The sequence below is a fragment of the Paenibacillus sp. FSL R5-0470 genome (assembly GCF_037975205.1).
Lineage (GTDB): Bacteria > Bacillota > Bacilli > Paenibacillales > Paenibacillaceae > Paenibacillus_AQ.
This window is the reverse complement of sequence record NZ_CP150238.1, coordinates 392,029-418,503: the sequence shown is the minus strand read 5'-3', so window position 1 is coordinate 418,503 and position 26,475 is coordinate 392,029. Positions and strand designations below refer to the sequence as shown.

Sequence of the window (26,475 nt, the reverse complement as noted above, 5' to 3'; positions counted from 1 at the left end):
AGTTTGTACGTCTTTGTTTAATTTATTGTCTTTTTACCTTTAAGCCGTCCGTTCTGTAGCTTTGAGCCGAAGCGCTTTCTTCTCTTTCGCTTTCTCCACCGGCGGTTTTAGCGAAATTGCGATGATACAGGCCAGCAGACACAGGAGACCAAAGATCACGAAAGTAGGTTTAAACCCGCCCAGGAAGACGGCGATGAACGAACCTGAAAGGGCTCCAATACCGAAACCTTGATATACGATTCCATAGTTCTTACTATGATTCTTAAGACCAAAGAAGTCACTGACAATCGCCGGGAACACTGTAATGTTACCCCCGAAGCAGAATGCAATGGCAGCTACACAAGTGAAGAACAGTCCGAAATTCAGCGTCGCATAGCTAAGGGTCAACATAGCGGCTGCCGTTACTGCAAGCGAAGCGCCTACCAGCTTCAAACGGCTCATTTTGTCAGACAAGGCACCCAAGATCAAACGTCCTGCTGTATTAAAAATTGCGATCATCGCTACCGCATTAGCTGCCGTCTGTACATCAAGTCCAGCCAGCTGCACACCGATGTCTTTTACAATACCGATCAAATACAGACCACACATACAAGCGGTAAAGAAAATAATGAATAACAGATAAGCTTCTTTCGTGCGTAGCATTTCTTTTACCGTGTAGTCTTTTGGTTTAGCGATAGTCGATGTTGCTGTTGCACCCAGTGATGCCGCTTGTACTGGAGCTTCTCTGACGAGTAAGGAACCGATTACAATCATCACCATAACAATCATGCCCCAATACATAAACGTATTAGACACACCCACCGAGTCGATCAAACTACCATTGATATATTTAAAAATCAAACTCCCCGTTCCGTAAGCACCCACGGACACACCGGAGATTAAGCCTTTATTATTCGGAAACCATTTAATTAAGTTAGATAATGAAGTGATATAAGCTGTTCCGTCTGCAAAACCAACGATTACACCAGCCAATATATAGAACATTAGAAGCGAATTCGCCTGAGAGCTAAGAATCAATCCTAGACCAAGCACAATCCCTGCGGCGGCAGTTAACCGGCGAAGACCAAAACGATCCTGCAATTTCCCTGCGAACAAAGTCGCAAAAGCGAGTGCAAAGCTCGTGATCGAAAACGTAATCGAAACAGAATTAAGCTCCCATCCGAATTTTGTTACCAGATGTGCATTGAATAAGCTCCATGTATAAATGGTACCTAGACCCATCTGCATAATTACTGTTCCTAATACGATAAGCCACCGTTTGGCGTTTTTGTTGTCCATCGTCGAAGTCATGGTCTATTCCTTCTTTCCCTCTCGTGATCTGCTACAAGAGCTTCTATTGCCTCTTTATTGTAGCTAAACCAGCGGATGTTGAGAGAAATCTGGCATGAGATGACGAAAATGAAGAATGAACTGCATTTATAGGCGCATGATCTGCCTGAATTCCTTTACCTTGCTTCGACTTACCGGCACCTCAAACTCCAAATCATGCAGGCGCAGCAAGTATGTATTGTTGAACCAAGGGATGATTTCCTTGATTTTGGACAGGTTAACGATATAGGAACGATGGCAGCGAAAAAAACGATCCTCCGGCAGTCGATTATAAAAATCGCTGATGCTGAGCGCCATACTATATTCCTCACCTTTAGTTATTACGCTCGTACTTTTCTCTTGTGCGGAGGCGTAATAAATATCATCAGCATTCACTACGATAATCTTTTCATTTTTCCACAGATTCACCTTATCACTAACTGGATTACGTTCCTCTTCCCCCTGTCTTCCGCGAGCAGCGAACGCCCCCTCTAGCTTGTGCAGCATAGCCTTAATGCGAACCTCACTGTAGGGTTTAAGAATATAGTCAAACGCTTCAATCTCAAATGCCTCGGCGGCATGCTCCTTATACGCAGTAATAAACACTATATAAGGTTTTACCGAGAATCTGCTAATATTCTGAGCCAGCAGGACTCCGTCGATCGAGGGAATGTTAATGTCCAGAAAAATCACATCTACCGTCTCAACCTGTAAAAATTTGAGTGCATCCAGCCCATCTTCAAATTGTGCGGCAATGTCGATTCCGCTGTGAGTCTCTATTAAATAAGCCAGTTCCTGTCTCGCTAGCTCTTCATCCTCCACGATAATTGCTCTCATAGGCCCTCCTTTTTGACATCAAAATAAATGTTCGTCCCTTTATCGAGCCTCTGAATCGTAAGACCAGTTCCATAGATGAGCTTGACCCGTTGATGTACATTAAACAGTCCGATCTTATTCTCCGGCATATCGCCAGCATAGACCTTCTCTATGGTTTCTTCGCTGATGCCAGCTCCGGTATCCCGAATGCCAACTCGTATATTATCGCCTTGATCTTTTACAGAAATCGTTACGGTTCCCGTCCCTCGTACCTTTAGTATGCCATGTATGATCGCATTCTCTACAAGCGGCTGAATGATTAGACTCGGAATCCGAACCTGAATCTCATCAATATCATAGAGGACATTAAGCCGGCTTCCGAAGCGCGCTTTTTCAATCTCTACGTATTGTTGAACCTGTTGCAGCTCGCGCTTAATATCAATGAATTCATCCGTCAGCTCCAGATTGTATCTCATATAACCGGACAGATTCACGATCAGCTCGCGTGCCTTATCCGGGTTAATCCGAATCGAGGACGCAATCGCGTTCAGCGCATTGAACAGAAAGTGTGGGTTAATGCTTGTCTGCAGCGCCTTTAGCTCCGCTTTGTTCGCCATTTCTTTAATGCCCTCAACCCGCGATACTTCCATTAGCGTAGAGATCATTTGCGACAAGCCTACAGCCATAGCTTGTAGAGAATAAGTGATCTTGTGGGCTCTGGTGTAATAGATTTTGAGCGCTCCCGTCACTTCGCCTTTTTCCTTCAGTGGAATAATAATCAGCGATTTAATCTCTGGATTCACATAATCACTATCGTCGTTACGGATCGTAATTTCACCACTGGACAACGTCACCTTAGTTTCTTCACTTATAATTTCATTGGTCGTAGTATAGTCCTCTTCCCCAACACCAACGTAAGCGAGAATGAGTCTCGTATCCGAAATAGCTACAGCGTCTGCACCGATATCTTCTTTGATAATTTCGCAGATGGTACGAAGCGACTCGGGATTAATATTGCGAAAATAAGGCAAGGTCTTATTGGCAATATCCAGTGCCAGCTTGGACTGCTTCGCCGCAATCCGTTCCTTTTCACCTTCCACACTCTGCACTAGCATGACAATCAGACCCACACTAATCTGGCTCATAATCATCGGAAAAGCAATTTTGGACACGATATCCACACCCAGTGACGACGGCTGCGCCATCACTAGAATGAGCAGCATCGTCAGGGCTTCACAGGCCATCCCGGCCAAAATACCGGCCATCCAGCGACGTTCACCAGAAGTGCGGCGGTATATTACCCCTGACACAATCCCTGCGGTAATACTCGTAATCAGACAAGGAAGAGAGGTTACCCCTCCGATATCAATTAAAAAACGGTGGACCCCTGAGATGATGCCTGTTATGAGTCCTACCCATGGCCCGAACAAAATCCCACCAGACACGATGGCGATAATTCGCACATTCACAAGCGAGCCTTCCACATTAATGCCACTATAGGTACCGAAGATGGCAAATAAACTGAATATCGTCGTCGCTATGGCAAGCTCCTGCGGGGCGTATGTTCCTTTTTGAAAAATCTCTTTAAACCGCGGCAGACGAGTCAGCACGAACAGACACATCAGCAGTAGTGCAGCTCTTTCGAATAATTGCAGTAAAATCGTAAACGTATATTGCACGGTCTCCGCCTCCAAAGGACTAGATGTCGACTTATTATAAAGATAGTTCATGCCTCTGTCCATTCAGCCTATCCTTTAATACCTCTATTGAAACTCTTGTTGTATGATATGAACAGAATAAAAACATACATATACGGAGGTGGGCGGTTTGCAAAAATTAGAACACGAGGCAGATATCATACAGCTTGTACAAAATGATCCCTGGATGATGGATATATTAGAAAATGCTAGATCGCTGCAGTTACCTGACTGGTGGGTTTGCGCTGGCTTTGTGCGTGCAAAAATTTGGGACACCCTTCATGGCTTTGAAGAACGGACACCTTTGCCAGATGTTGATGTTATTTATTATGACGACAGCAATCTTCAAGAGGAAGTGGAGAAGGATTGGGAGGCGAAGCTAAGAGATTTAAACCCCAATGTTCCCTGGTCTGTTAAAAATGAAGCAAGAATGCATACCGTCAATCAACTTCCACCTTATACGTCAGCTGTTGATGCGATATCCAAGTTTCCGGAAACCGCCACAGCACTTGGACTCTCCTTAGATCCAACAGGTAAAATCATCCTAGTCGCTCCACACGGAATTTCCGATGTTATTCATGTAGTATTACGACCTACCCCACATTTTACTGAAAACCCAAGCTTACTCCCTATTTATGAACAACGCGTTATTAAAAAGAACTGGCAGGCGACGTGGAAACAGTTGCAGATCAGTACTACCTAAAATAACAAAAAGCAAGCCCCCAATATAGCAGGGCTTGCTTTTCTGGTTTTTTTACACCGCCAAATCGATACCTACTACACCAACGACATCTCCCTGACGATTCTTAATCGCTCTGGATAATGTAACACAAGAACGCTTCGTAATCGCTGATACATAAGGCTTCGAGACATATTCACCTTCATTTATGGCCCCATTCCACCAATCACGTCGCTTGGCATTCAAGAGGCCAGCCGCTGGCTCGGAATAGATAAAGGTCCCATCCGTCCGATTGGACCAAATGGCTTGTACATCCGGAATTTTTTTAATGTAAGAGGTCAAAACACCTTGATGAACTTCAGTATCCGGGTCATACAGTTCTTCCTTAGCTGAAATTGTCTCCAAGAGACTCTGCATTTCTTGAAGCCGGGCAGCATATTGGCTCATCTCGATTTCTTCTCGGGCTGCTATGCTGGTAACCGATTGCTGCAACGATTGCGACTCCGCTAACAGATTAGCGCTGACTTCGTTCAGCTGCCCGATCTGGCTCCGCTGCCGTGTCACTTGTTCCAGCGTAAGATCGACATTGGCAATCGTCTCATTCACGATAGCCACTGCCCCACTCAGCTCCGTCGTCACTTCAACAATCAGCTTGCCCTGCTTTGCGGCAGCATCGATAGTTTCTGTTACGGCGCTGCCTACCTCATCGACTCTCGACGCGATATCATCGAGTCGAAGCTTCACAGTGCCGACCTCGTTCACCCCACGTTCCACTGAAGCTTGCTCTTTCGTCACGGATTCCAGCACCTGCTGTACTCCGTTATTAATGTCGAGCAAGATGCCAGAGGAACGGTCTACCGAGCTCTTGCTTTGATCAGCCAGCTGCCGAATCCGGCTGGCCACCACCGCAAATCCGCGGCCCTGTTCCCCGGCCCGGGCCGCTTCTATGGAAGCATTAAGCGCTAGCAGTGAGGTCTCATCCACAATTCCGTTAATAAGCGTATTGATCTCTTCTACCATCGCAATATGATTACTCAAGATAGTAAACTTAGCTAACATGTCCCCGCTCTGCATCTGTAAATCCTTCATCACAGTATCTGCGATGCTCAAGGAATCAACCATGGTTGTCATTCCTTGACGAGCATATTTCATATTTGACCCCAGTCTCTCCGTCAACTCTTCGATATGTGCGGTAACGGATGCTACTCCGCCCATTGTCTGATAAGCACCTTCAATATTAGCTTTAGCTTCGTTACTGCGAATCCGCAAATCCATCTCGTATTCATGTGAATAATCTGCTGTCCGCTGCAGCTCTTCTGTATGACGACTGATTTCTTCGAGTGCACCATGCAGTCGGTCCGAAGTAACTACAATCTCATTGCCAAGCAGCTCAACTTTATTCTGCGACTCCTTCAGCAGCGCTTCTTTGCGGTAACCGTAGCGGGACAAATTTAGAAGGACCCAGCCTAGAGAAGCCATAAGCAGGATGATTACCAGCTTATGAATCCAGAACATGTCTATCAACAAACTGTAAACACTGACAAGGAGCAACAGGACGACTACAAAAATCTGGCTAGGGCGAATCTGCATCATTATTCCCACTCCACTCGATTGATGTTATGTATTCTAACATAATATCAGCAGAGTTAATTAAAGGAAATACTTTCTATACTATTCCTTTTCGATCAGTCTTTTCACACGCAAATCCATATCCCTGGAGGACCTACACCAACGTTACCGTAATATACGAATATATTTGGAGATAATTGGTCGAGAGGGAATCCGTAATTATTGTCGAATATATAAGCAAATTGCCACTGGAAAAGAGGAACACATTATGCATACTACATCTCAAACTCCTCGTCAGACCCATTGGAATCGCGTGCTGCTTAATGCATTCTGGATCATCCTGATTGTGGATTTAAGTATTCATATGTTTGTTTCTCAATGCCTATGGGGCCAACATTCGGATACCCTAACCATGGGAGAGTTTATTAATCAGTCGCTGATTCCTGATTCCATCATATTGACTTTGATCATTATTCTGGAATTTATCTATAGATGGAAACCCTTATGGTCCGAGCTAGCTATTACAGTAGCGAGCCATTTATTTGCGCTTCTGATTATCATCAATCTCAATGATGAACTGTATGTAATGTCATTAATTATGCTGCTGCCGCTGCTTGTATCCATGATCTATATGAAGTCTAGTTATATGATAGCCTCTTCTGCTGTTTGTCTACTGTACACGATCATTTTATTCATCAAGGCATCTAATCACGGATACGTCCCCATCACCCAAACTATCATTATTGTTCTTATTTTTGCTGCTACTGCTTTAGCAGGCTTTGCAGTCATCGGTCGTGGGCGTGATTTGATGAGATCACTGGAGAACTCCGTAAAGTCAGAACAGGAATTACGCATTCAGAATATAATCATGGATCGGCTATCCAAGATCGATCCTCTGACGGACCTTTATAATCATAAGACGTTTCATGAATACTTAGGATGGCTGATCGATCATCAGCAGAGTAATCCATTTCCCATGCAGCTAGCCGTTATGGACATCGACAACTTCAAAAAAGTAAATGATTCCTATGGGCATTCCGTTGGAGATATCGTATTACAAAAGGTTGCAGCGATCCTCCTCGAGCATGTCGGTCCTGATGATTTCGCGGCTCGCTTTGGCGGGGAAGAATTTGTCGTCATTCTGACTTCTAAAACCCTTGATCATTCTCATGAGATTATGAAGCATATTCTAACGTCCATCTCCGATACCCCTTTTGCGGAAATGAACGGTAAAAGCGTAACCGTCAGTATCGGTATGCACGATTTTATAGGTACAGATTCCAAAAATTCTACATTTCAGAAAGCAGACGATGCACTTTACGAGGCTAAGAATACCGGGAAGAACAAAATCGTAATCGGCTAAAGACCGAACACAAGCAAAAACGCCTTCGACGTCCCTAATGGACGGTAAGCGTTTATGCGAGAAATATAAGGATAATATATAGCGTGAGACTTATAAACTCTTATATTTGAACAAATAAGCCCACGGATCTTTTCACGGGCTTGTTTGTGTTCATCTGTTTGAATCTGACTGCTAAATCCCATAGCGCCTCTGTGTTTCCAAAAGCTCTTCGACTGCCTGCTTTGGCACAGGTCTGCTAATCAGGTAGCCTTGAATCTTGTCGCAGCCTAATTGCTTGAGCAAATCCATTTGAATAACCTCTTCTACACCCTCTGCTACAACTTTTAGTCCCATATTATGCCCCAACTGTATAATGGACTGCACAAAAGACTGGCTGTTAGCTTTTTCTGAGAGTGAATCAATAAAGGTTTTATCCATCTTGAGCGTTGAAATCGGTAATTGCTGCAAATAGCTAAGTGATGAGTAGCCCGTTCCGAAATCATCCAAGGCGATACTAATGCCCTTAGATTTAAGAAACTGCAGCTTACCCAGAATACTCTCAAATGATTTCATAAAAATAGACTCCGTAATTTCCAGCTCAAGACAGCTTGGATTTAGGCCACTTACTGCCAGACTATCCTGTACCATCTCGATAAAATCGTTCTGGAATAGCTGAATAATCGAAATATTGACTGATATTTTATAAGGAACACCTGTACGATCTTGAATACCTTTCATAAAGATGCAAGATTCTCGAAGCACCCATTCACCAATATCGATGATCAGCCTGGAATCCTCAGCAATTTTTATAAACGAAAGTGGAGATACAGAACCAAGCGATGGGCTGTTCCAGCGAATTAAAGCTTCAAAGCCTGAGATGAATCCGGATTCGATATCCATCTGGGGCTGATAGTTCAGTTCAAATTCATTATTGTTCATTGCACTGCGCAAATGTTTCTCTATATTCATTCGTTCATTAAACGCTGTATGCATCGATTTGTCATAGACTACATAAGTTCCCTTGCCATCCTCTTTAGCACGGTACATCGCCACATCCGCATTACTCAAAATTTGCTCGGCCGTCTCCCCATCCTCTGGATAAAAGGAAATTCCGATGCTTAGCGAGACGTACAGATTACTCTCTCCTATTAAAAAGGACTGCCTGAACGCTCTCATTATACGCTCTGCCAGATTCAATACAGCCTCACGGTCCTCTGTATCCTTAATAAAAATGACAAATTCATCTCCACCTAGCCGTGAGAGCATATCTCCTTCCCGCATCAGTGACTGCAATCTCTCACTTGCCTTCCGGATGAGTACATCCCCGGATTTATGACCTAAGGTATCGTTGATGTATTTGAAATTATCTGAATCTAGAAACAATAGTGCAAATTTCCCTTCCGGATGCTTTAGATACTTCTCCATGGTCTCCAGCAGACATAAACGGTTAGGTAAGTTACTAAGCGCATCCACATAAGCCAGACGATGCATATGTTTCTGATTGTCTAGAAGCATATTATATTGTACTAGAAGCTCCTGTTGAGTAGTCGCGAGCTGCTCATAGGTCGCCCCAAGTTCTTGGTAGCTGTTGCTCAGATTAAGCTCCGCTTGCTTCCGCTCGCTGATATCAATCAAGGAGCCCATGAATAACAGAACTTCATCCTTTGGATTAACGGTAGCCTTACCCCTAACTTCAAACCACACGATTTGATTGTCTTTGGTAATCATGCGGAACTCCGTTTCGAAAATAGGTGTAACACCCTCCAGGTGATCATGTTTAAGCTTACGGGTTGAAGCTAGGTCATCGGGATGAACAATACTAAAAGCTCCCTCTTCAAACGAGTTAATTTCATCCTTCGTGTAACCAATGAGGTCATACCATCGGTCTGATAAATGAAATCGTCTCGCCTCCAAATCAAACTCCCACATATATGCACCAGAACCTTCTGTGGTGAGCCGGAAACGTCGTTCACTGATTTGAAGCCTATTAAATTGTTCCTGTAGATCGACCTCTGTCGCTGAGAGCTCTTCGTATGTAGCTTCCAATTCCTTATAACTTAGCTGTAGCCTCAGCTCATTTTGTTTACGATTATCGATATCCACACCTACAAGTACAAAGATATCGGCTGCTTGCTTATCAAGTCCTTTTAATAAGGCTGTCCGGAATGAGAAATATCGCGCTTCAGATGACTGGTCTGGGAGCTTAATTTCTACGTTGTTAACATATTCATTCCGTATTGCCCGCATCAAAAGATCACGGATTGCAGCCGTACTACCTTTTAGACCATCGATATCCTCAATATTTACTCCCAGCACCTCTTTTTCGCTTAAACCCGTCATCCGCTCAGCAAACTTGTTAAACCGCACTACCTTTTTATCTGCCTGCACCGCCCAAACTACCATACCACTATGCTCTATAACATCCTCAAAAAATTGATGCTCTGAATAAACAGCACGCCGTAAACGATTAATATTCATTTTAAGCAGGACTCCACCCAGCATAAGAAGACAGAATAGAAGGATTGCTCCGTAAACCCATCTTTTGTGGATCATGCCTTTATAATAATCAGAATGAACGAAGAAATAGTTCTGGTACAATTCTTCAAAAGCACCCGAATGCTGTAATTCCTCCAATCTCTCGTTAACATAAGAAACTAACTCCGGTGTAGACTTATTGATTGCAAAAGCCACATCCCTGGGATAAAGATCATTCATTTTCTTAATAATACTGTCCGTCTTCCCCTGTTCAACGAGCAGATAATCGACCACCTCCTGATTCTCAAATAGAAGGTCAATCTCCCCTTTTTCTAAAGCCTCCAAGGCTTCAGGAATCGTAGCAAATTCTACGTAATCATTAATTCCCAGTTTCCCGTTCAGTACTGTTTCAGAATACTGCCCGTTTCCTAGACCTATCTTATAACCTCCAAGCTTATTTAAATCGATCTCACCCTTAAGCCCTCGCCTTGCGTAGATTGAAATATAGCTTTTGAAAACAGGTTCCGAAAATAACAACTCTTGTTTTCGGCCTTCCGTTACTGCCATTAGACCCGCTGTTTCGATATCTCCCTGAACGAGCCGATTATATACATCAGGCCACTTCCCTGTACTGTAGTGGACATCGTAATCCTGCTTCTCAAAGATCATATTACTCAATTCAATATCAAAACCAGTCATGTACCCATCTTTTATATATTTATAAGGTGGATATTCCAGCTCTACTTGATATTCGATCTCCTTTCTTTCGGCGTGAATGGCATTAGGAGGTAAGAGCATAAATAGAATGCTAATCAGAAGCAACAGTCTGCACTGCTTCATCGCTCATTCCCCCTTTTTACTGAATTTACAGTAATATCCTAAATGTTATTCGACAAAATATGGCAATACCCCTGCTTTTTCTTTCCTCGTCACATAATATACGCAAATCCCAGCAATGAACCCTTCCCTTTGTAAATTATATAAAATTACGGATGCTACATTTTTATATTGCTTTTTAGATGGAAAATGTGGATAATAGCAATAATGATACAAATTGATAATGATTATCATTATTAAATAAGTTATTGATTTCACTTTACTATATTTAAGTTAAAAGGAGACTGATCACCCATGAACGTTACCTCTACCCGAACAACACTACAGGTTGACGATTATCTGGATCTGCTCAATCTTGCCGTTAAAGTTGGAGATTTAAAATGGCAAAAAGAAATTAAATCCAGATTGCAATACATTCTTTGTCTGCCGACAAGATAATCTTTCTGAATATTCGCCGCATTCCTTTAGGGAATGCGGCTTTTTTTGCTTGTATGATTGGCAGCCATGTAAGAATAGGAGTATCCCCGCGTCACGTGAGGGTTAATGATATAGTATAATTATCAGCATAATATATTGAATACAAAGTCCTTCAGATTGGAGCGTGTCAGCTTGAAAAAGTATTTAGCTTTATTCTTATTGATCAGCGTGTTATGGATACCCGTTGCATACGCCGCCGAAATCCCTGCTCAACAGGGATTAGTAACCGATAAAGCTGGAATGTTTAGTTCCGCAGAAGCGAAGTCCATTTCTGCTGCTGCCACTGGAGATCTCGTTACTATGCATGTACTCACCGTAGATTCCTTAAACGGTACTCCGGCCGATAGATACGCCGAGGATACTTACGCCTCATGGGGACTGTCCACTCGCGATATTCTCTTGCTGATCTCTGCTGGCGATCAGTCCATTGAACTTAATTTTAACAATCCTGGCTTTCAAACCTCGTTAAATGCCTGGTCCCAAAATCAGGGAGGGAAATCAGGAAGTGCTGCCATTACAGCGCTGCTTGATACTTATTTCATCCCTTATGCCAGAGAAGGAGACTTCGCTGGAGGGACAAAGGCTTTAATTAAAGCGGTTCATTCCATCGGGGAGAGTACCGGAAATGCTGGAGGAAGTGCAGGAAGCGGTAGCGCAGTTGGCAGTACGAATAGCGGTTTAGGGAACGGAACCTCCGGTAAACCAGGGAACTCGGTCAGTACAGGAAGCCGCTCCAGTAGCTCCATGTTTACGATTGCCGCCATTCTAATCGGAATCGTACTAATACTACTTGTGCTATTTTTAGTGATCACAGGTCTACGTCGACGCAAACAGCTAAACGTACAACAAGAGCAGTTATCCGATTTGCTAGTACGGGCGAATCGAGCATTGGAGTCATTAAAGCCATTTCAAGGGATTGTTCAGGGAAAAACCGAGGTACTGGTAGAAGGCATTTCAAAACGACTCTCTGCAAAGCTCGTTGAAATCTCTTCACTGCAAAATGATGGGCAAGGTGTACAGCCACCCTTTTATCGTTTGACTGCCCTTAAGGTAGCCGTGGAACAATTACAGCAGACAGAGGACTCCTTCCGCGCAGCGCTTGAGGAGGAAGAGAAGAACATTGCTGTCATCAGTGAAGCTGATCGCAATGTTAAACAGCGAATTACAGAGCTGAAAGAGGATGCACCAGAGCTTGAAGAGCAGCTGCAAGGTGCGGTTAAAGAAACTGGCTATGCACTTCAAGAAATTGTAGAAGAGCTCAAGGAGCTTGCCGAGGAGACCTCTAAGGCAGATCAATTGGAGCTTTTTGACCCTATCGCCGCACAAGAAATTACCGAGGATGCACAAGATCGCCAAGAAAAGATTGAACAAGACCTGAAGGATGTCGATCTCTACGATGATAAGCTAAACCAGTTCCCTACGGTATTAGCTGCAGCCCGTACCAAAATCACAAACATCATCGAGCAGAATTCACTCCACAACATGAAGGTAAAACCATTTGACCGTCTGGAGCAGGCCCGCGCAGAATCGCTGACGCTTGAAGCGCCGCTGCGTGTTGGAGATATGGATGAGGTGCGCAAGATTGGCGCCACTCTTGACCTTCTCCTGGATGAGGCTGTTACTATGACAGAACAACAAGCACTCCTTCGGCAGAACAACCGCAGAGATTTAGAGACATTCCGCACCGAATGGAGCCAATTAAAACAGCGGCGAGACGGACTGCAAAGCCGGATTACCGAAGCACGTATGTATTTTGAAGAACAACATGTGTCAACTGTGGAGAACATCCTTACAGAGTGGAGCACACGCCTTCGGGAAGGTGCTAGTGAAGTGGCGCAGATTGAGAATTGGACCAGTGATGAGCGCGGCGAATATGATAAGGCCCACAATGCGCTAGAACAGTTGCTGTCCCTCCTAGATGAAGCTGCAAGGCAGTTCGATGGTGTCTCAGAAAGTCTAAATGCACTTCATGAAAGACTGGATAAGGTCACTCGCCTCTTTTCCGAAGGGCAAAGCCGGGTGGAAACGACCCAACGAATACTGCATAGCAGAGGGTTATCTTCTAGAATACACTTCGAGCTATCCTTACTGCCGGAATACAGTGCACTGGATCACCGCCTGGCATCCCGGCCTTATAATCTTGAGGAACTGGAGTCCCTTGGCCGTTCTTATGATTCACAGATCACTTCCTTTGTGAATGAAGCGAACCGACTCGTTCGTCAGAAGGAAGAAGAAGAACGGTTAGCTCAATTAGCTATGATGAGAGAACAGCAACGTCGCGCGCAGGCTCGCAAGCGAATGTCCTCTGGCCCACCTTCATCAGGTGGATTCGGTGGAGGACGCTCCTCCGGCGGCTCCTCCTGGGGTGGCGGCGGCAGCGGTGGCAGATCCTCCGGCGGATCTTCTTGGGGCGGCGGAGGGAAGTCCGGCCGAAATTCATCAGGCGGATCCAAGTGGTAGACTATCTCCAAACAAAAGACTCTTCCAGCCTGCTTGGGCGGAAGAGTCTTTTATTATGAATTACTGCTTGCATGACGAAGAAATAGCCAAGACAAGCCCTTTATTTTATTGGCAGATAAATCGTAACGGCCGTACCTACGCCCACTTCACTCGCTATGGCCACTCGCCCTCTATGTGCAGATACTATCTTTTTAACAATCATGATTCCCAGTCCATTACCATCACCTCTGGTCGTATGAAAAGGCTGGCCTAATTTCTCCAGTACTTCCTGGTTCATACCCTCTCCGTTGTCTGTGAAGGTAATCTTCTGGAAGCCATTCTCCACATCTAGGGCAACTGTAATGCTTCCGCCAAAGGGTAAGGCTTCCATTGCGTTTCTTAGGATGTTTAGGAAGACCTGCTTGATATGATTGCGATCACACAAGATATTCGCATCAAAATGGAATTGCGTGTTCAATGATATATTATTCATCTCCACTTGAATCGCAAAGATGCTGAGCACTTCCTGCAGAATCGTGCTACATTGTTCTACCCTATAATGCGCGGCCTGCGGTTTACCTAATATGAGGAACTCACTCACAATGAGGTTCATTCTTTCTACTTCTGACATAATAAGATCATAATGTAGCAGTTGCGAATCTTTATTGGCCAGTTGAAGCATTCCTTTGACTGTAGTTAGCGGATTGCGAATCTCATGTGCGATACTCATAGCTAGTTGTCCAGCAACCACTAGCTTCTCTGTATTGCGCAGCACTTCTTCCGTTTTTTTCATCTCTGTGATATTACGAAGACTCCCAATCACACGAGCTAAACATGCATTCGAATCATAAACCGGAAGCACATCCAGCATATAATGTTCAAACAAACCGTTGCTCTCCTGAATCACTTCCAGCCCAGCACATGCCTCTTGCTGAAGAATGACATGCTGAAAATAAGAGCCCACATTTCGAATTTCGAAGACACTGGCACCGATAACAGGTTCTTGATGTTCACCATCCAAATGAAGCATGTTTAAGCAGTTCTCATTTATATTGACGATCGTTCCGAGTTCATCCGTTATAATAACACCCAAATAATTGGTATCCAATAGGATTCGATTTAAAAGCTGAAGCTCAGCATTCCCTCTACGCAGCAAAATCTCCCGTTCGATGGAGTCAGCCATGGTACAGAGCAATGGCAATAAGTGGGGATGTGCCACATCTATATCCGCCATAAATGATATCGTTCCCAATATTTCAAGCCCATCCTCTTTATAAAAAGGAGCCGTGCAGCACACTAAACGATGAAGAATTTGATGATAATGGTCTTGTCCCTTCAACTGAAAAGGCCGATGGTGTTCGAGACACAACGCAATTGAATTTGTACCCACTTCTTTATTTAGTTGCACACCTTCTTTGATGCCAACCTGCCCTACGAGATCAATAATCGTCGGATCCCCTTTGAACGCCAATAGATAACCTGCATCATCCGATATGGTAACAAGGATCGGATTGCCTTTTACTGAAGAAAGAAACTTATTTACGAAAAAATCAATAACCTCAATCACTTCACTATATACACGGAGTTGCGACCCCAGTTCATCTGCAGCATAACATTTTGGAAAAATAGGAGGCTGCTCAGGGTCTATTCCTTGATCAATGCAATGCTGATTGGAAGCCTTAATGATAGTCTCATCCGTCAGTACCCCTGTTGTCTTTTCCAAAGCCTTACCCCATTCTGTATGAATCTTCAATTTTGTAATACTAATATGTATTCTACTTCTTTCCCCCTAATCCTTTTGAACCCTAAAAAATCAAAATATCCCAATGCGAATAAATTTCTTGCAGTACAAAAAAAACTCCGCCCTTTAAAGAGCGAAGTTGCGGATTCACATTATTTCTTCTTAATGTTTCGGATCATCCAGAAAAGGTTTGTTCACATAATAATACATAACCCCCATCAGAACTCCACCACCAATTAGATTTCCGATTGTAACGGGCACAAGATTATGTACCACACCACCCCACGAAACCGTTCCGGGATGGTCAAGGACTAATGCAATTGCAAAGGTACACATATTGGCAATACTATGCTCATAACCAGAGATGAAAAAACAGAATACGAATAAGACCATTGCGAACATTTTGGCCCCATCGCCCTTTATATTCATCGGGATGAAAAAAGCCATACAAACGAGCCAGTTACAGAGGATAGCACGGAAAAAAAGCTGACCTGCCGGAGCCTCCATTTTATGCTCAACCACATATAGTAAAAAACCATTTACATCAGAACTGTAAAACAGGCCTGTTAAAAAAATCAACAGTGCAAATGCAGCAGCACCAAGAATGTTACCTATATAACTCATGATCCACATGCGTACAACCTCGGACCATTTCATTTTGCGTCTCAAAGCAGTGTACGTGTAGTAGAAAGTATCTCCGGTAAATAAGTCCCCTCCCCCGTATGAGATTAGGATGATCGCTGCTCCAAAAGTAATCGCAGCCATTGGATACGCAAATGGTGAATGCTCCATATAGAAGTAGTTGCCTGTCTTGAATGCTACAATTACGCCGAACCCGATAAACATACTGGCCAGCATGGCTCTGGCAATATAGCGCAATATACTTTGCCGATAGATCTTTTGTTTCTTAAGTGCTAATTGTTCAACCTGTAGCAGCGCCTCGTTCTCCATGTGACCTCCTTAGGAATTTGGGTTTTCCAGCTAGTTATGGGCTAATCGTGCAATCTTGCGTTATTATACCCAATAACCAGCTGGAAATTACTTGAACCAAATCATGGTAAAAATCCTAAGTGTCCTCATTCATTTTTGCAATCGCTTCTGCTCTTTCACTACTGGCTACGATGATAAGCACGAGTATCAAGCACCCTAAGATCATATGCCTATCCTCACTTCCTCCACATGTAGTCTTGTGACAACTTATGTGTGAAGATAGGGCTTTATGATTGAGTATTGGCGTTTAAAAAAGCCTGTTGAATGAATTCAACAGGCTTCTCAATCTATTCTCTGTATTTTTATTATTGTCAGAAACAATTTAGTTCAAGAAACTGCTCAGTTGACTCTCAGCCTCTCCTTGCTTCAGTGCCTGAGGCTTGTCCGCCTCATTTAGTCCTAAACGATTGCCTAGTTGAGTATTGATTGCTGTCATTTTAGACGTATAATCCTGGCAGCTCTCAATAATGCGACGGTTGGACTGTTCTGAAGTGTCTAATGCGCTAAGCAGATCACCTATCGCTTGATTCACAGCTTCCATAGACATAGAAGGCTTAGACAGCAACTCGGTTGTTTTCTCTGTAGTGGTACGCAGCAGACGTGCATTTTCTTTAAATTGATCTTCAATCGTCTTATTCGTCGCTTCAACAGCATTGATGACGTTCTCCTGATCCGCTAAAGACATCGCAATCATTGCCGACACCGTGATCAGATTAGAGGTCTTATCAATAGCGTTATTCACGGAATCAATCAGCTTGTCATTATTGTCATTAATAATATCTGTAGCAGCAATCGCTTGATTGTACAGCAGAATCATTTCTGTCATCGACTGAATTCGAACCATCACTTTACGCAAACCGCGCTCCAGATAAGCTTTACGGTACTCATTCTCAGGCTTCGCGATCTCTACCTCGAACAACTCTTTCAACTTAGTGCCGAAAGCAATTTTGGTCTGTAGGTTATAGATCTCTTCCATGGAAGTACGTTTCAGCTGACGCATATTCACAATGCTCTCTTCGAGGGTATCTCTACCATCGCGAAGCCCTGTAACTATGGCATCAATGTTCGTGCGGACCGACTGATATTTGTACACATAATTCTTCATCGGACTCTTGCGTAGCATCTTGCCAAAGAAGCTCACATTCTTACTCTGCTGCAGATTCTCACACTCATTCCGCAGCTTCATAATCATGTTAGGCACTTCAACGCGCTTACCAGACATCAGGTCATTTACTGGGCGATCCAGCAGCTTCAAGGTTTGTCCTGCTTTTTCCTGCGTCTTAACCCCAAGCTTACCGATATCATCCATCAAGGAATCCAGTGTAACAGTATCCGTTTGGGATACCTTCTCAATTAATTGTGCCGCTTCCTCGACTACCTTTTGTTCATCTTCTTTTTTTAATTGGATCAACTGCGTGGACATGGGATTCCCTCCTATAGTTCGGAACTGCTGTACCGCTGATGAATCAGTTCCGCCTTCGTCTGAAGTTCCATCAGGTCTTTATGTTCGATCGTGGACGCAATATCCGATATTTTGGAATCGACATCTCTTAGACCGTTCAGCAGCATTCTCCGATTCTTCGTCTTTGCTTCACCGCCTAGGCGTAAGAACGGGTTGATTACACCATTCAAATCCTTCAGAATCAATCTGCGGACCGTATGATTAATCTCGCCGTTATTCAGCTCCTGCAGCAGTGGAATTACACGTTGAAGCCTCGCGAAGAGCGCCAATGATTTCTCGACAATTTCATTGTCCAGCGTATCCTTCTGCCCTTCTGAGATAATCATATCTTCCAGAATGCTAAGATACTCCACAACCGGAGCGAACTCCGGTCCAATCTTCACCGCGCTCTCAGTTCTACCGTCATAGCTGTGATTACCTGATGTAGTATCATTTGTCGTGTTGCTTAATTGAGGAGCACTCGCAGCGGGTGCCTTAGCAATAGGTGTCGTCACAGGGCCTGCTGGCAACACCTCCGCTGGGAGATTGGTTTTTGGACTTCTCGTTACCAGAGCACCTATCCCCGCACCCGCTAAAGGCAACAGCAGAGAGATGAATTCGGGAAGAAAAGAACTCGTTAATACAGCAACAACGTAGCCGATACCGGCGTAAAGCAATACTTTCGATTTAAACTGAATTGTTCTCACCTCTTGTGAGCGACTTTATGAACGCTCAATTCACGGCATCCGGAATGACAGATTGGCCGTTTATTTTCATAATCATCGGTTGCTCCAGATGGCTAGCCAATACATCACCTTCAAAATTCATAGGCTGAACCTCGCCACCGAGTGCGCTTTTAACGGCTAAATAAGGAAAGTTAATCCCTGACAGACATGACATATGCAGTCCACCGGACATTCGTGGGTTAATTTCCAACAGCTTTGGAGTATCTCCATTGTATTTCATTTGAATATTGAAATTGAAGGGGATCTTGTAAACTTCTGCAACTCTAGCTGCAATCTCCTCCAGTTCAGGAATATGCTCCATCAATCGCAGACGACCGCCCACTTTTCGACGTGGCACAGCTACTAACAGCTTACCGTTCTCATCTGCCAGACAATCTATACTATACTCGTAACCCTCCAGTAATTCCATCACCATCAAATCAGGGAAGGTCTCTTTGCTTGCAAGAATACGATAGGCATCATCAAACGTAATCAATGGAGTTACATACCCAAAAAGCTCTTGAAGAGGATCGCGGGTATTGTCGATAATACGGAAGCCTAACCCGCCTTCTGTTTCAGTAGGCTTAAAGCAAACACGATGTCCCTTGGCAACAAGGTCCTCGTAAGCGTCTTTAAACTGCTCCGCTGTACTAACTACATGATAATCCGGGATACTCATAATGCCCTGCTCACTAACATTCTCGTAAAATTTACCTTTGTCCATAATGGACTCCAGCAAATCAAGATCTCTACAGACCAGAACCTTTGTACCAATCGCATCAAACATTGCCGCATGGAGAGCAATATCAAGCATATGCAACCGTGGAATAAAAACATCGATCTCATTACGCCGACAGAAATCAACGCAAAACTGAACATATTCTATTCCCTTCAGCGCCGGCTCGGTTTCAGCAAAGTCAGCACCTTGTAGCGACATATGGCGGATATCCGGGTGTGTCGCAAAGATTTGAATCGGTATACCATCCTCGTTATTGCGGAGGAGATTCATATAATGGTAAGCCACGGAAAACCAACGATTGAAATAAATATTTACCTTTTTCATAGTGGCCCCACTCCCAATGCAGTTAGATTATTATAGATCATATTTACATACTGCAAAATCTCATCTCCAGCAAATACACCTGATTCTTTCGTAAATGGATATCTTGATTTTACAAGACCACTCTGTTGCTCTGCAAATATTTCACCATGGCAAGGGGCAATAGCATAGTCGGCACTCTCAAGCAGACTCTTATCTAGCAGTGAGTCCCCGGAGGCCACCATAGGTTCAGAGCGAACGGTGCGCCGCAAATGGAGTATAGCGTCGCTTTTGTTCACGGCAGCCGGCACAGCGTACAACTTGCGGCCTTGTAAAGAAACTCTCCAGCCGAGATTATAGAGCCGATCTGATAGATTAGTGATTTCATCTAAAGGCAACTGATCCCGATAAACCATGAAGGAATAGAATAGATCATCACAATAATTCTCACTAATGATCCAATCCTCACGCACGACCGCCTTGATATATGATCTAACCTCTTCAGCCCCAGCAGAGTGACGAGCTACCAATCTCCCGATTGATTCTCTCCATTCCTTATCGACAACTCCACCGATTAGGATATTCCCCCCATTGCTCGTAACCGCATAGTCAGGTATGACCGTTTCTTGAAACAGATTAATACGCTTATATTGTTGTATCGTACGCGTAGTAACCGGGATGAAAATAATCCGTTTGTTCAGATCCATCAGCTGATTTAATGCTTGCTGCGAAATGTAAGATCTCGTCTTTCCTTCTATAATTTCCGCCGGAATTAGACCTGGGGTATTCTCCGGCACACCTATTGCACCTAAAGAATAAATCAAAGTACGATCTAGATCACTAGCATATATCATTCTGTCTCCCCCTTCAGCGGTTTAATTATTCCGCAGCAGGAGTACGTCATCCCAGGAAAGATCTCAACAGGAACGCCCCGGTCCTTCGCTAAGAGAAGAATATGCTTTAGATTCGGATTATCCATAGTATCGACAAGAATTTTCCAAGGTACTCTGCGCAGTAATACGCGGGTTGTTTCGCCGACTCCCGGCTTTATTAGATTAATGTTATCTATTTCGAAAGTCTCCTGAATACTCTGAATATCACGAAGACCCTGCCAAGTGATTTCTGGCGGATGCTCCAGCATCTGTCCAGCAATATTCTTCGCTTCTGCTACTACGGATGGAAAATACGGGCAAATCGTATCAATAAATACATTGGACTCGTCCGCATCCAGCCACTCCTTATAAAACTTTGAACCATGAAATTCCTCAGGACCAATGAGATCAGCATGTAACACCGTTCGGCTCATCAGCCCTGAAACGGTAGAGTTTAAGCAGGCGCTAGGAATGAGATAGTCTTCTCTAGTCCCAAACATGCCTGCGCAGTTTCCCGGGTCAGCCAATACGGCAAGATCATCATTTAAGCGAATACCATACTTCTCGTAGAGGGTGTTGCAAGAATCAATCAGCACCCCACGGATAGCCCCTTTTCCTGTCCACCCATCCACAAACTGCAAATCAGCATCAAGTCCATGCTTCTGCAGAATGTAGAGTATCGCATTCTCATCTATCCCTTTTCCTCGAATGATAGAAATACTATAATGCGGCAAATCTACCTTGTATCTCTCAGCTATATAACGCTTAATCAGTATACCAATGGGCGTTCCTGCTCTAGCTAAAGAGACAAGCACCGTACTTAGTCCTCTTCTTGAGACAATCATCTCAGAAACAATGGCAACAGCTAAAGCAACCTTCTTAGCTGATTGCCGCAGCGTCTCATGAAACAAGTCGATATACTGCTCGGTAGGCTGATATTCAACGGGCAACATCTCAGAATAATGGACACCCGATTGAATAGCTTCCTCCCTTTCCTCTGTCGCAAGCTCCAGCGAAACGTCACTAAGATCCTTGAGCAGAAACGTAACATCTGACGGTGGATAGCTACCTAGCGCAACCGGTTCTGCTATTTTTTTGTCCATGACTTTATGATTACTTGTTCCCTTCATACTGGAGGCCTCCACTTCTTCCTTCAGGAGTCAGTACAATAAGATGCACTTTATGGCGGGCCAGTGTCTTCAGTATATCAAGCATGGGTTTCATTCTTTCATGCGGTACATCACGCTCAATCAGCACGAATATATCATCATACTGATCAGAATCCACATTGTAAATAAAGTTTTTAATTTCCGGATCGCTAGCTGAAGGATATGCGGCAGCACTATGCACTCCGTAATCTGGTCGACGTTCAGGGTGGATTGGACTGCGAGTAGAGGACTGATATGAAATGCCTTCCCCCATCTCAGCCGCTATCCGCATAGGAAGGTACATAAATTCCCCTACACCCATCACTAGAGTCTTAGAATCTCCCCCTCGTAGTTCTCTTAGCTGAGCGGCTATCCGGGTTACCCCTACATCAAGACCATCATTATTCAGCGACTCCAGTCCGAAACGTCCGCTGTACTTCAAATAAGGAGACGAGTTGGTGTCACCATATGAATCTACGGATGTTGCCTGCAGACGATCTAAACCGTCCACTACATAAGTAGTCACTACTTCGGATTCCACTGAAGACGATAACAAATCTTTGTCATTCCTAGCATTTAGCAAAGGCGTGCCTTTTACTTCAATACTTCCTTGAAGCAAACATAAGGACTTAATCCGAATCCCCAGTTCCTGTTCTAATTCGCTATAGGTATGAAGATTATTACCGCTCCTCCAATCCAAAATAGAAACGACTACGTATTCCTCCCGAGGGAATTTGGACTGAATATCACGGATCGTATTAATTGCTGTATTCCCTGTTGTAATCTCATCATCCACCAAAATAATCGGCTCAGTCCCTGATAATAGCTTAGTATTCAAGGCGTAACATAGATGGTCAACCGCATGTGAATGCTCTTCTTCAAAGCTAACAATGGACTCCAAATCGATGATATGTTCACGGGTAGTATGAATATATGATGCTGCATCGGCAAACATGTTGTACACACTGTGACCCAGCGCAGTTGCAGTCTCAGCAAAACCAATAAAGACAACAGGCCTAGGAAGAACTAATCTTGCCGCTAATAAATGCTCATAGGCTTCCTTGGCAGACTCAGGGTGCATCAGTCCGTGTACAGCTTTATCTAATAAATCTTCCATCCTATCATTATCCGCAGAATTACCGTTCATCTCCTGATATAACAACAGCGCTAATGCAGCACCACTTAGCAGAGAGGTGTACGGATTAACAGGGATATGTTTACCAAGTACCTTGCTGACGAACAAAAAGGAGCGTTTCTTATTAATCCGGGCTGCCATGGAGAATAAAGTATCCACAGGCAAATGAAAGGGATTAGATGTTTCGGTAACCGTAACCTGCAGGTTCTCGACTATGTTATACGTGTGTAAATTCGTTTTCGGGTAATAATCCGACAAAATGCTGTTGTTCATGTAACACCCCGTATATTTGTGATCGTAGTAAAATCCGTTTTGCCCAGTTCAAATGCGGCTTAATCTCGTTCATCTTATTAGAATATTGACTCTTGAAGACTCCTAGGCTGCCATCGTTACTCTCTACGATACTGCAGGCGTCAACATATTCCTCGTGCATTACCGTGTACATGGCCTGAACAGGTCTGAGGTGTGAGGGATGTATAATCGTCTTGCCCAAGATTCCATTTTCTTTATCTAAAATCACTTCACGAATAAGCCCATCCATGCTGCTAGAAATGTAACTATTTCGCATGTCGCGGCCGTTTTTACCATAGGTATCCTCAAACGGAGTCTGCCGTAGCTGTGGTCTGAGCACCCGATGCCCTTTATTCGCAAAATATTCCCAGACTGGTCCGGAAATTACATACCCTTCTTCCACTCTGCCAAAAATATTAATAATATCCGATATGCAGTCTCGAATAGGGGTAAGATCATAAATACTAATATCAGGACTACGGCGCAGTCCGAATAAACTTGAGAAGTCTGTTGCTCCAATTCTAACGTTCAACACATAATCGCGATAATTGCCTAGCAAATTACGAATAGATAAAAGACTATCTACCCGACTCTCCCGGTAAATAATAGGCGCACTTTCCAGAATTGGCATGCCATAAAGCACTGGGTCTGAGTAACTGCGCGTTCTATTGTAATCGGCTATGGCCTCGAAATATTGGATTCCGTTGTCGACCGAAAACTTAGGGAAAACAAACCCTGTTAACATCGTAACCAAAGACCCTAACCGAAAAATCAGCTGCCGTAGCTGCTCCGGGTTACGAACTCGGATGAAGAGAAGCGGAAGACTATCACTCCCGCTTGGCTCGTTCTCCTCATATGCGGCGAGAAAAATAAGATGCTGAATGAGAGACTCCTCTGCATGGTCAACCTCGTTATCTCCGATCGCATCCTCCAGATCAATAATAACGGTTACAAGTCCTGCACTTTTAAGCTTCAAAATGTCTTCGGGAACACTAGCACGAGTTGCTGGCATATAAAGGGCAGCTCCAACAGCATGAGCCAGCAAATCTTTACTCGTAGTATTATGGTTAAATGAAATCGGCGGATTATAAAATAAGGCTATTTCTTGTTCTTTCGTCAGGTAATCGAAGTATCTCAAGATGGTTCCCCCTTATAGTTTTGCGAAGCCAAGCAAAACAAGCGCAGGCCTCTCCTATAGAGAGTGGCAGAACCAGCTATACCCTATCCGGTTCTCTCATATATAAGTGAAGGCCTACGCTATAAACATATACGATTACCTGAAAGCAGCAGTGTTCAACTAGCTTTGAAATCAAGCATTTCTATGGGCTTCTTTTTTCTTACGCAGTACGCTGTAAAGGATCGTACCACCGAATACAAGAATAATGATTGAAAAGAATAATACATGTGGCATTTCGTACCCAAAAGCGCCCGCGAGCATTTTACCAGCAATAATGGCAATAAGCGCAAAAGCGGCACGCTCGAGTTCCGGAATTTTATCAATAAGCTTTAAGAATAATTGCGCTACTCCCCGCATCATCAGAACGCCTATGATTCCGCCCATAAAGAGCACCCAAACCTGGTTACTAACACCAAATGCAGCAATAACACTATCAATACTAAAAGCAATATCCATTAATTCAACAAGGAGAACCGTCTTCCAAAAAGAGAACCCCTTATTCTCGATCTTCTCATCGCCACCGCCCTTAAATAACCCGCCATAAGCGATATAAAAGAGATAGGCTGCACCAAGAACCTTAACCAACATGAATTTAATAAGAAATGTCCCTAGACCGATAGCCAAAAATCTGAATACATAAGCTCCTATAATACCGTAAAAGAGCGCCTTCTTCTGTTGTTCTTTAGGTAAATGCTTAACCATGACGGCGAGAACAAGCGCATTGTCTGCAGAGAGCAGTCCCTCTAGCAGTACTAAGCTACCAATAATGCCCCAGCTAACCGGGTCTGAGAGCGTACCTACCACATCGCTCCATGAGAAAAAATGACCGTAGTTCTCACTAATATTCCTAAAAAAATCAGCGAACCAATCCATTACACTTGCGCCTCCGAAAAAATCGTCTATTTACTGCCAGCAACCCAGCGCAGTCCCCAACCATATGCCTCATCAATCTCCCGATGACCACTGTAATATTGGACCAGCCGTTCAACACTGAATGTCTCGTTATTCACATTCCGAAATAACGCGATGGCACACATGCCTTTGCGGTTGTTATGCTCGTCCAAATTGACAATAATATCGGGGCCATCACTCTGGGTAATCGTGACAACACCGTCAGCTTCTGACCAATTGGTAACACCCTTATAAATAAAAGAAAAAATTAGAATCCGTTCAATATCAGCAATTTTGCTGCCATTAATCCGCAGATTCTCACCGGTTGTTACAGAGCCTGTCCGGTCATCTCCATCAAGCATGACATAAGGAGGTTGGTTCAATGAGCCAAAAGCATTGCCCAGCGCCTGAACTACTCCCTTACTGCCATTCTTCAACTCATATAGACAAGCAAGATCTAAATCCACACCATTTTTACGATTAAATAGCCCTCCACCCTGCTTCTGATTCCAGTTGAGGTTAATTAGCAATTCGCCCAAACCACCAGCTGATTTCTTCAGGTTGATCGAATCACCTTTTTTCTTCAGTTCGATCTTCTTCAGGTTGAGATTGACCGGAGGGGGTGTTACAGGTGAAGGCGCAGCTGCAGGAGGAGGTGGAATCTCAATCTTAGGCTCCGCTACCGGCGCTGATTGTCGTTTAAGCTCTGGCTGCGGCGGAGCTGCAGGCTTAGGCACTGGTACTGGTATCGGTGCCTGTTCATCGTTCGCTTCTATCCCAAAGTTCCTACACAGTTCCTGTAGACCACCAGCAAAACCCGCGGCAATGGCGCTGAATTTCCATTCACCGTTATATCTATATAATTCTCCTACCACAACAGCCGTTTCCACGGAGAAATGATTTTCAAGATCACATCGGAGAAGCTCCGCACCTGTTACTTGATTCAGAATCCGAAAATAGGCCTGATTTACCTGCCTAAAGCTTTGACCCCGCTTCTCGCCATCATAAATGGTAAGTGTAAACGCGAGTTTCATCACATCAGAAGGAACTTTGTTTAGTTCCACGTCAAATTGCTTGAGGCTGTTTGATGTAGGCATTTCCTTATATCTGATATAAGGTGTAGACGGATTATTATAAAATATCAAATCCTCATCTTTGCTTACTTTACCTTGCGCTCCAAGCAGAAAAGCAGAAGTATCAATCTCAAGTGAAGATGGCGATTGCCAGCCAATCTCTACGATAAGAGCATCAAGTCCAGGATTCCCTTTAGTTAAATCAACCTTTTGTCCTTTGACAACTGTAATACCCATTCTTACACCACCTTTATAAATGGAGCAAGCATAAACGCCTTCGGCGTCCTTATAAGGACGGCAAGCGTTTAAGCGA

The 26,475-nt window shown here is 43.9% G+C and carries 20 protein-coding genes; 4 read left to right on the top strand and 16 right to left on the bottom strand.

Annotated features, from left to right (window positions below):
* Nucleotides 1-39: 39 nt before the first annotated feature.
* The 3 genes from MKY99_RS01840 to MKY99_RS01830 all read right to left on the bottom strand — a co-directional run bounded on the left by MKY99_RS01840 (nt 40) and on the right by MKY99_RS01830 (nt 3,746).
* Nucleotides 40-1,278: an OFA family MFS transporter gene (locus MKY99_RS01840; RefSeq protein ID WP_339268334.1), complete on the bottom strand. Its 1,239-nt coding sequence runs from the start codon at nt 1,276-1,278 to the stop codon at nt 40-42.
* A gap of 138 nt (nt 1,279-1,416) precedes the next feature.
* Nucleotides 1,417-2,145, bottom strand: a complete 729-nt coding sequence (locus MKY99_RS01835; protein WP_042184277.1) for a LytTR family DNA-binding domain-containing protein — start codon at nt 2,143-2,145, stop codon at nt 1,417-1,419.
* Nucleotides 2,142-3,746: a sensor histidine kinase gene (locus tag MKY99_RS01830; RefSeq protein WP_339271466.1), complete on the bottom strand. Its 1,605-nt coding sequence runs from the start codon at nt 3,744-3,746 to the stop codon at nt 2,142-2,144. Before MKY99_RS01830 ends, MKY99_RS01835 begins: the two co-directional genes overlap by 4 nt.
* A 262-nt stretch (nt 3,747-4,008) precedes the next feature.
* Here MKY99_RS01830 and MKY99_RS01825 point away from each other — a divergent pair, with 262 nt between their 5' ends.
* Nucleotides 4,009-4,524 carry a nucleotidyltransferase family protein gene (locus MKY99_RS01825; RefSeq protein WP_042193171.1) on the top strand — a complete coding sequence of 172 codons (516 nt, stop codon included), beginning with the start codon at nt 4,009-4,011 and terminating at the stop codon, nt 4,522-4,524.
* A 51-nt stretch (nt 4,525-4,575) separates the two neighbouring features.
* On the opposite strand, the gene MKY99_RS01820 is transcribed toward MKY99_RS01825, so the two are convergent.
* Nucleotides 4,576-6,093 (bottom strand): methyl-accepting chemotaxis protein, encoded by a 1,518-nt coding sequence (locus tag MKY99_RS01820; protein WP_339268332.1) that lies wholly within the window; start codon nt 6,091-6,093, stop codon nt 4,576-4,578.
* A 244-nt stretch (nt 6,094-6,337) separates the two neighbouring features.
* Here MKY99_RS01820 and MKY99_RS01815 point away from each other — a divergent pair, with 244 nt between their 5' ends.
* Entirely contained in the window at nt 6,338-7,432 is a 1,095-nt protein-coding gene (locus MKY99_RS01815) for a GGDEF domain-containing protein (protein WP_339268330.1), read from the top strand.
* 171 nt (nt 7,433-7,603) lie between these two features.
* On the opposite strand, the gene MKY99_RS01810 is transcribed toward MKY99_RS01815, so the two are convergent.
* The gene (locus MKY99_RS01810; protein ID WP_339268329.1) at nt 7,604-10,726 is read right to left on the bottom strand and encodes an EAL domain-containing protein; all 3,123 of its coding nucleotides are present in this window, start codon (nt 10,724-10,726) and stop codon (nt 7,604-7,606) included.
* A 291-nt stretch (nt 10,727-11,017) separates the two neighbouring features.
* Here MKY99_RS01810 and MKY99_RS01805 point away from each other — a divergent pair, with 291 nt between their 5' ends.
* Both MKY99_RS01805 and MKY99_RS01800 read left to right on the top strand, forming a co-directional pair.
* A complete protein-coding gene (locus MKY99_RS01805) occupies nt 11,018-11,161 on the top strand; it encodes a hypothetical protein (RefSeq protein ID WP_167348483.1) in 144 nt (47 codons plus the stop codon).
* A 171-nt stretch (nt 11,162-11,332) separates the two neighbouring features.
* Entirely contained in the window at nt 11,333-13,660 is a 2,328-nt protein-coding gene (locus MKY99_RS01800; protein WP_339268327.1) for a septation ring formation regulator EzrA, read from the top strand.
* Between the two features lie 100 nt (nt 13,661-13,760).
* On the opposite strand, the gene MKY99_RS01795 is transcribed toward MKY99_RS01800, so the two are convergent.
* From MKY99_RS01795 to MKY99_RS01745, 11 genes are all read right to left on the bottom strand, one after another.
* Complete coding sequence (locus MKY99_RS01795; protein WP_339268326.1) at nt 13,761-15,392, bottom strand: ATP-binding protein; 1,632 nt, start codon at nt 15,390-15,392, stop codon at nt 13,761-13,763.
* Between the two features lie 150 nt (nt 15,393-15,542).
* Nucleotides 15,543-16,331, bottom strand: a complete 789-nt coding sequence (locus MKY99_RS01790; RefSeq protein WP_042184273.1) for a formate/nitrite transporter family protein — start codon at nt 16,329-16,331, stop codon at nt 15,543-15,545.
* Between the two features lie 361 nt (nt 16,332-16,692).
* On the bottom strand, nt 16,693-17,793 hold the full coding sequence (locus MKY99_RS01785) for a toxic anion resistance protein (RefSeq protein WP_042184271.1): 1,101 nt from the start codon (nt 17,791-17,793) through the stop codon (nt 16,693-16,695).
* Between the two features lie 11 nt (nt 17,794-17,804).
* The gene (locus MKY99_RS01780) at nt 17,805-18,509 is read right to left on the bottom strand and encodes a hypothetical protein (protein ID WP_339271464.1); all 705 of its coding nucleotides are present in this window, start codon (nt 18,507-18,509) and stop codon (nt 17,805-17,807) included.
* A gap of 34 nt (nt 18,510-18,543) precedes the next feature.
* Complete coding sequence (locus tag MKY99_RS01775; RefSeq protein ID WP_339268325.1) at nt 18,544-19,599, bottom strand: ATP-grasp domain-containing protein; 1,056 nt, start codon at nt 19,597-19,599, stop codon at nt 18,544-18,546.
* Nucleotides 19,596-20,429 (bottom strand): HAD family hydrolase, encoded by an 834-nt coding sequence (locus tag MKY99_RS01770; RefSeq protein ID WP_339268323.1) that lies wholly within the window; start codon nt 20,427-20,429, stop codon nt 19,596-19,598. The genes MKY99_RS01775 and MKY99_RS01770 overlap by 4 nt, the downstream gene beginning before the upstream one ends.
* Nucleotides 20,426-21,577 carry a cysteine protease StiP family protein gene (locus tag MKY99_RS01765; protein ID WP_339268321.1) on the bottom strand — a complete coding sequence of 384 codons (1,152 nt, stop codon included), beginning with the start codon at nt 21,575-21,577 and terminating at the stop codon, nt 20,426-20,428. Before MKY99_RS01765 ends, MKY99_RS01770 begins: the two co-directional genes overlap by 4 nt.
* On the bottom strand, nt 21,561-22,871 hold the full coding sequence (locus tag MKY99_RS01760) for a phosphoribosyltransferase family protein (protein WP_339271462.1): 1,311 nt from the start codon (nt 22,869-22,871) through the stop codon (nt 21,561-21,563). The genes MKY99_RS01765 and MKY99_RS01760 overlap by 17 nt, the downstream gene beginning before the upstream one ends.
* A 76-nt stretch (nt 22,872-22,947) precedes the next feature.
* Complete coding sequence (locus MKY99_RS01755) at nt 22,948-24,159, bottom strand: HpcH/HpaI aldolase/citrate lyase family protein (protein WP_339268320.1); 1,212 nt, start codon at nt 24,157-24,159, stop codon at nt 22,948-22,950.
* Between the two features lie 171 nt (nt 24,160-24,330).
* Nucleotides 24,331-25,071 (bottom strand): DUF475 domain-containing protein, encoded by a 741-nt coding sequence (locus tag MKY99_RS01750; protein WP_042123539.1) that lies wholly within the window; start codon nt 25,069-25,071, stop codon nt 24,331-24,333.
* Nucleotides 25,072-25,097: 26 nt separating this feature from the next.
* Nucleotides 25,098-26,399, bottom strand: a complete 1,302-nt coding sequence (locus MKY99_RS01745; RefSeq protein WP_339268318.1) for a TerD family protein — start codon at nt 26,397-26,399, stop codon at nt 25,098-25,100.
* Nucleotides 26,400-26,475 lie beyond the last annotated feature (76 nt).